This window comes from Salipiger sp. HF18 (genome assembly GCF_011806505.1).
Taxonomy (GTDB): domain Bacteria; phylum Pseudomonadota; class Alphaproteobacteria; order Rhodobacterales; family Rhodobacteraceae; genus Salipiger; species Salipiger thiooxidans.
The window spans coordinates 1-5,847 of record NZ_JAATOS010000256.1 but is presented as its reverse complement, the minus strand read 5'-3'; the positions used below and the strand labels follow the sequence as shown (position 1 = coordinate 5,847).

The window sequence follows — 5,847 nt, the reverse complement described above, 5'->3', positions numbered from 1 at the left end:
CCGAAGATCGACGATGACCGCCAGCCTCGCGATCAGCGACGCTCGCGGCTTCCTACACCACGCCGCGGGGCACTATCTTCGGCAGGGATCGAGCTGCGGCTATACCAGTGGTGCACCGCAGCGATCCCGGCCCCACATCAGAGGCCAGATCCCGGCGGGACGGCCAACGGTCAACGATTTCCTGGGTGGTTGTTCTCTCGCTCATGGCGGCAAATTATTGCCATATTGGCAATCGATCAAGCGATGAACGTGTCAATAGCCTCAATTGCCAATTCGGCTATCATCGCAACCATGGAAAACGCCGCGAAATCAGTAGCATTGTCAGAGATGTCACCTGAGGCGATGGGGCAGCGCCTAGTCGTCATTCGCGAGGCGTTCGGCCTCAGCCAAGCTGGGATCGCTGATCTCCTAGAGATCGAAAGACCCGCCTGGAACCGATTTGAGAACGGCAAGCGTGCGATCCCATACGACAAGGCAGCTCGGATCGTCGACAGGTTCGGCGTCTCCTTGGACTACATCGTCTTAGGTCGCTGGAAGGGTATGGACTTCGAGGTGATGGAGCGCTTGAGAAGAGCGACTTCCTGAGCCCTTCTCTTGATGTAATCCTGATATAGAGCATCCAGGCTCCCCCCAGTGAGCGCCGCCCTGACCGCGAGGGCTCGCTCAACCTCTCTGAAACGCCAAAATACATGGCCGCAGACCATCGTCCCCCGCACCTCCGTGACGGCTGCAACCTGACACTTCTCCCCTGAAGTCAAGCACAACCGGAATCATTAAAGCTGATCAGAATGCACCTTAAATGCCAAGTCGGCAAAGTCTGAAACCAAGTTAATTGCCAGATTGGCAATCATAAACCTTGACTATTGCCATTTTGGCAATTACACAAACTCCCACCACCCGCCGAAGACGCTTCTGCCGATCGCGGGATCTGAAACCTCAGATGGGAGGGGACGCATGTCCAAATCAGCGCATTTCCCGACGGTCGCGAAGACCCTCTGCTCCACCACCTACGTGCACCTGGCCCCTGCCTGCGTTCAGGACGCTTGGCTTCGCGCCAAGGAAGACCGCGGCCAGCCGCTTACGGCGGCCCAGCTCTCGCGCCTTGAGGAAATGCCCAGCCACTACCCGGCCCGCCCACATATCGCCGAAGCGCCATTCGTAGATGCCGTCGACAAGGACGACCTCGCGACGATGACTGAGGTTGAGGCCGGGCGTCAGCGCGCCCAGCCCTCGATCCGTGCCGCTGTCGCCCGCAAGCTCGGCTTCTCCGGCGGAACCGCCGCATGATCACCCCCACGACAGCGCAGGTCAACCGCCCTGAGCCCCACGACCCCTACAAGATGCGCAGCCTTGAGCAGATCCTGACCCTGTTCGATGGCGGCAGCTTCCTCACCGACGTGATGGAACGCCACCAGAGCCTGATGCAGGACCTCATGGACCATCTCGAGGAGCACGGGCCGAAGGGCTGCGCAGGTTCCATGAGCATCACGATCGACTACGCCGTCGGCAATTCCGGCGATGTCGGCATGGGCGCCAAGGTCGAGTTCAAGCCGCCGAAGAAGCCCAAGAGCAGCGCCGCCGCCTTCATCAACGATGCGGGCGAGCTCACCCTCTACAGCCCCATGATGGCGCGCATGCACCAACCGGTCCGGGACGTCACCGACTTCGATCCGGAGACCGGCGAAGTGCGCGACGTCGACTGATCACCCCAACCACGGAGACACCAGATGTCCGAAGACCTCTTCCCCATGCAGAACCCCGCCGAAACCATGCGGGACATCATGGCCGACATCGGCAACCACGACCCGGTCGAGACGCCGGAGGGGCTGGACCTCACCAAGCCCCACCTGGTCACGCTGCCCAGTCACCGCAAGGTCGAGAACCTCACGACACACCACCGCGCCGCTCTGGAGTTCCTGAAACCCGCGCGGCGGAGCGGCACCGCGAAGCTCAAGGACCTCGACAGGCTCATCCTCTGGGCCAATCGCTTCAAGGGCGACACCTCGACGCTCTTCGCGAACCCCGAGATGAGCGCTCCGACGCTCACCTGCATCGCCGACTACCACGGCGCCGGCGCCATAGACCCGCTGAATCCGGAAGGCGATCCGACGGCGCGGCATTGCCACCACCGCGCGGTCTACGGCTTCCCGCTCTCCAAGGAGTGGCAGGCGTGGATGGGGATCTCCGGGCGCGCCCTCGACAAGGATGAGATGGGCGAGTTCATCGAGGCGAACGCAAAGGACATCATGGACCCGACGCCGCCGGTGCTGGCGCTCACCGAGAGCGACAAGAACCAGCCCTGGGAAAACCGTCTGATCCAGACCGCTCGCCAGATCGAGGGCCGCTACGGCCAGCTGGGCCAGCTGCTCGCGATGTCGCGCCGCTTCCAGGTCTACGAGACCAGCGACCTGACGGTAAAAACCAACCGAGACACCGGCGAGAGCGAGATCCAGTTCCTCAACGAGCACAAGGACGCCGACGGCAAGCCGCTCAGCGTGCCGAACCTGATCATCATCACGATCCCCGTGTTCCTGAACGGCGCCCCTTACCGGATGCCGGTGCGCTTCCGCTACCGGAAGTCCGGCTCCACCGTGAAGTTCATCCTGTCGATCTACAACCCGGAACGGGCGTTCGAAGCCGCCTTCGACGAGGCGCTCAAGATCGCGTCCGACGCCACCGAGCTCCCCATCTTCCAGGGCCAACCCGAAACCAGCTGATGCCCATGTCAGCGCCCCGGCAGCGGGGCGTTGCGATGGTCACCAGCGCAGGAGGACATCCATGCACAGCGAAGACTATTTCCAGCAGACCTGCGCCGAGAAGCCCAAGGGTGCATTCTGGCGCTTCATCGAGAAGCTCGCCGAGTACCCGGACGACCCCAGCAGGATGTCCGCATGGAGCATCGTCCTGATCGGCGGCGGGCTCACCGGCCTCGGAGCGATCTGGGGCCTCGGCTGGCTCATCGCGATCGCGATCAAAGCGGCGGGGTGGGACGGATGAAGAACAAGCTCACCGATCTCAACAACCACCTCTTCGCCCAGCTCGAGCGCCTTTCCGACGAGAACCTCGAAACCGACGCCATCGACCGCGAGGTGAAGCGCACCGAGGCGATGAAGTCGCGACTGAAATCAAAAGTCCCGGACGTGGCTCCAACCACGGCCGGGACCGATGATACTCGAAAATCGATGTCCGTCGCCCGGAGCTCCAGCCGCAATAGACTGATGCAACATATCGCTGGGCACTCGTACCAAACCAACCACTCACGAACACCTATACACCTGTCAGAGTTGAACGATTCTGCCAATTCACGCCCGGAAGGGCATAAGCGTGGGAGACCTATCCGTTCGGATCAACCACAGTGCTTTTGCCCGCCGGTGGCCGAGGCGCTGGCCAGGGCAAACTGCGGGCACCTGGTTGCGGCAAGCGTGGAGGTGGAGGCATGACCACCCCGACACGCGGACAGCAACGGCAGATCGCCGACTACCTGGACCACATCGCGGACCAGAAACTGAACTGCTCCCAGCTCGGATCAGCTGACCCGATGACCGCCAACCGAATTTCTCTCGGGGCAGCATACCGTCTGGTCGCCGCAGACATGCGCGCGCTCGCGGACAGCGAAGGCTGAAATCAAACAATCGTCGGAGGCAAACATGATCGTCACCCAGGAATGGACCCACGCCCTCACCTGCATGCAGCAGACCGTGCTGCTGACCGCGATCCGCGGGCCGGACGGCGTCGCGAAGTATCACCCGTCGAAGTACATGATCCGTTGGTTCCGCCGCTGCGTGCTGCTGGGCGCCCTGGATCACAACGTGTTCGAGAACCCCTACGACCCGCGGGGCGGCAGCTTCACCGGGCCGAGCTACAGCTGGTCGCCGGCGATCCCGCACGAGGAAAGCTGGACCGTGCATATGCAGCCGGTCTTCGACAGATACCTGCAGTCGCTAGACGAGCTGCCCCACCATTTCCAGCTGCACTTCATGCACGCGGCAGAGATCATCGGCTACAAGCACCCAGACCCGCTGATCCGCGACTGGTGGAACTACGTCTACCGCGAGCTTGCCAACGACATGCACCTCAACGTTAAGACCGAGGAGGAGCTCGACTTTCGCCTCGGCGACAGCGAGGCCCAGTGGCGCGCCAAGAGCAGCAAGGCGACGCGGGCATGACCAACACCACCACCAACCGGATGAAGCGGCTCATCGCGGACATCTCCGAGCACGGTGCGACACCGAGCCGGGTGAAGAAGATCACCAACGCGCTGCGGGCCGTGACGGCCGAGCGCGATGCAGCTGCCGATCGGGTGAAGGATCTCGAGCGCCTCGTGAAACTCGCGGACGCTCGCTGCGAGCCGTGCGCAGATCCGGCCATCCGCCAGAACGTGAGCGAGGTGGACGCATGATGGGAAAGAGACATCAATTTACCAAGGCGCAGATCGAACGCTATGTTGCTGCGGCCCGAGCGGCTGATCCGAGCGCGGTCATTGAACTGGTGACCGACGCTGGAACCGTCCGCATCCTCCCCGATTCCGCTCAGCAGCAGGAACCGGACAACCCGTTCGACAAGTGGAAGAGTAGGCGCAATGAAGGTCAGGCTTAAAGGCGTTAACCGGGTCTCAGTGAAGCTCGCGAACGGTGACCGGGTCACCTACTACTACGCTTGGAAGGGCGGGCCACGCCTGCCGGGCAAGCCGGGAGACCCAGAGTTTATCGCCGCCTACAATGCCGCCGTCGCGCAGAAGGCGAAGCAGCCAACCGGCACAATCCAAGCCATCCTGAACGCCTACCAGGACTCGCCCAAGTTCAACGATCTGGCCCCACGCACCCGGAAGGACTACGTCAACCATATCCGCAAGATAGAAACCGAGTTCGGGGACTTCCCGCTTGCCGCCCTGCACGACCGCCGCACCCGCGCCGAATTCCTCGGATGGCGCGACCGGATGGCCGTGAAGTCGCGCAGGCAGGCGGACTATGTCTTCGCGACCTTCGCCGCCATCATGGCGTGGGCCTTCGACCGTGGCTTGACCGTAGCCAACCCCTGCGAACGCCCCGGCAAGCTCTACCGCGCCAGCCGTTCGGACTCGATCTGGACGCAGGCCGACGAAGATGCGCTGCTGAAGGTTGCGCCGCCGCGCATCCGGCTGGCCTATCTTCTGGCCGTCTGGACCGGCCAGCGGCAAGGCGACCTGCTGCGCCTGACGTGGACGGCCTATGACGGGTCGCACATCCGCCTGAAGCAAGGGAAGACCGGGCGGCGCGTCGTCATTCCCGTTGCGGGCGTCCTGAAGGCTGCACTGGATGAAGCCGCGCAGGACAAGAAGGCGGTTACCATCCTGACCACGACGAAGGGAACCGCGTGGACCGGACACGGCTTCAGCGCGACTTGGCGCAAGACACTGGCCAAGGCCCAGGTCACCGGCCTGACCTTCCACGACCTTCGCGGGACGGCGGTGACGCGGCTGGCCATCGCGGGATGCAGTGAGGCAGAGATTGCGACGTTCACGGGCCACAGCCTGCGGGACGTGGGCGCGATCCTCGACGCCCACTATCTGAGCCGGGATGCGCGCCTGGCAGAATCGGCACTCAGCAAGCGCGAAGCGCACGAAGCGGGAACGAAAATTCCCAAATGAGCGCCCAAACGCTCTTCGATAGTCGTCGTCAGAACAGCGATTTTGTGAGTGATTTCAATGGCAGGGGCAGCAGGGTTCGAACCCGCGACCTACGGTTTTGGAGACCGTCGCTCTACCAGCTGAGCTATACCCCTAAGGCCGAGCCCCCATTTACGGAAGGGCTGGCAGCATTGCAAGCGGGAAAACGGCGGAAAGCGTCGGGGAATTTCAGCTGTCCGCCC

General features: G+C 62.8%; 11 protein-coding genes and 1 tRNA gene. 11 read left to right on the top strand and 1 reads right to left on the bottom strand.

The genetic code is table 11. The features are described 5' to 3' along the window. The 11 genes from HC022_RS17665 to HC022_RS17615 all read left to right on the top strand — a co-directional run. A partial coding sequence (locus tag HC022_RS17665; RefSeq protein ID WP_217704027.1) for a helix-turn-helix transcriptional regulator occupies positions 1–585 on the top strand: 585 nt, incomplete at its 5' end. A gap of 369 nt (positions 586–954) precedes the next feature. Continuing rightward, positions 955–1,287, top strand: coding sequence for a hypothetical protein (locus tag HC022_RS17660; protein ID WP_167453310.1), 333 nt, complete (start codon positions 955–957; stop codon positions 1,285–1,287). After that, positions 1,284–1,703, top strand: coding sequence for a hypothetical protein (locus HC022_RS17655; protein ID WP_167453309.1), 420 nt, complete (start codon positions 1,284–1,286; stop codon positions 1,701–1,703). Before HC022_RS17660 ends, HC022_RS17655 begins: the two co-directional genes overlap by 4 nt. A 24-nt stretch (positions 1,704–1,727) precedes the next feature. Then, positions 1,728–2,717, top strand: coding sequence for a DUF2303 family protein (locus HC022_RS17650; protein WP_167453308.1), 990 nt, complete (start codon positions 1,728–1,730; stop codon positions 2,715–2,717). A 61-nt stretch (positions 2,718–2,778) separates the two neighbouring features. Continuing rightward, positions 2,779–2,997: a hypothetical protein gene (locus tag HC022_RS17645; protein ID WP_167453307.1), complete on the top strand. Its 219-nt coding sequence runs from the start codon at positions 2,779–2,781 to the stop codon at positions 2,995–2,997. Further along, positions 2,994–3,440, top strand: a complete 447-nt coding sequence (locus tag HC022_RS17640; protein WP_175583634.1) for a hypothetical protein — start codon at positions 2,994–2,996, stop codon at positions 3,438–3,440. Before HC022_RS17645 ends, HC022_RS17640 begins: the two co-directional genes overlap by 4 nt. Further along, positions 3,437–3,622 carry a hypothetical protein gene (locus tag HC022_RS17635; protein WP_008883463.1) on the top strand — a complete coding sequence of 62 codons (186 nt, stop codon included), beginning with the start codon at positions 3,437–3,439 and terminating at the stop codon, positions 3,620–3,622. The genes HC022_RS17640 and HC022_RS17635 overlap by 4 nt, the downstream gene beginning before the upstream one ends. 25 nt (positions 3,623–3,647) lie before the next feature. Beyond that, a complete protein-coding gene (locus HC022_RS17630; protein WP_167453305.1) occupies positions 3,648–4,166 on the top strand; it encodes a hypothetical protein in 519 nt (172 codons plus the stop codon). Then, on the top strand, positions 4,163–4,399 hold the full coding sequence (locus HC022_RS17625; protein ID WP_167453304.1) for a hypothetical protein: 237 nt from the start codon (positions 4,163–4,165) through the stop codon (positions 4,397–4,399). Before HC022_RS17630 ends, HC022_RS17625 begins: the two co-directional genes overlap by 4 nt. Further along, the gene (locus tag HC022_RS17620) at positions 4,396–4,596 is read left to right on the top strand and encodes a hypothetical protein (RefSeq protein ID WP_167453303.1); all 201 of its coding nucleotides are present in this window, start codon (positions 4,396–4,398) and stop codon (positions 4,594–4,596) included. The genes HC022_RS17625 and HC022_RS17620 overlap by 4 nt, the downstream gene beginning before the upstream one ends. After that, positions 4,580–5,626 (top strand): tyrosine-type recombinase/integrase, encoded by a 1,047-nt coding sequence (locus HC022_RS17615; protein ID WP_167453302.1) that lies wholly within the window; start codon positions 4,580–4,582, stop codon positions 5,624–5,626. Before HC022_RS17620 ends, HC022_RS17615 begins: the two co-directional genes overlap by 17 nt. Before the next feature lie 58 nt (positions 5,627–5,684). Here the strand turns inward: HC022_RS17615 and HC022_RS17610 are convergent. Continuing rightward, positions 5,685–5,760: transfer RNA gene (locus tag HC022_RS17610), tRNA-Trp, on the bottom strand. Positions 5,761–5,847 lie beyond the last annotated feature (87 nt).